Annotated in this window: 1 protein-coding gene; it reads right to left on the reverse strand. The window is 52.7% G+C overall.

What is annotated here, in order from left to right:
* Window positions 1-258, reverse strand: a 258-nt coding sequence (locus tag RMT89_RS44005; RefSeq protein WP_315889364.1) for a hypothetical protein, incomplete at both ends; no start/stop codon positions are given.

The raw sequence follows: 258 nt of genomic DNA on the forward strand, positions 1-258 counted from the left end.
TGTCGTAGAAGCGAGGAAAACAGCCGGATCAACAGGCATACGCACGAAGTCGAGACCAGCTTCACGAAGCTGATACAGGTCTTGGTGCTTCAGATGCTGACGCCATTCAGGGAACGGAAGAAGCTTTTCTTCCTTACCCCATTCAGTCCACGGCGTCCAGATAACCCACTGGTCAGTATTGAAACCACGACGACACTTGAAGCGTGTACGCGGACCGACAGGAGGCAGGTTTTCATCTGCGCTGGAACCAAGAAGAAC

The organism is Streptomyces sp. P17 (genome assembly GCF_032436805.1).
GTDB lineage: Bacteria > Actinomycetota > Actinomycetes > Streptomycetales > Streptomycetaceae > Streptomyces.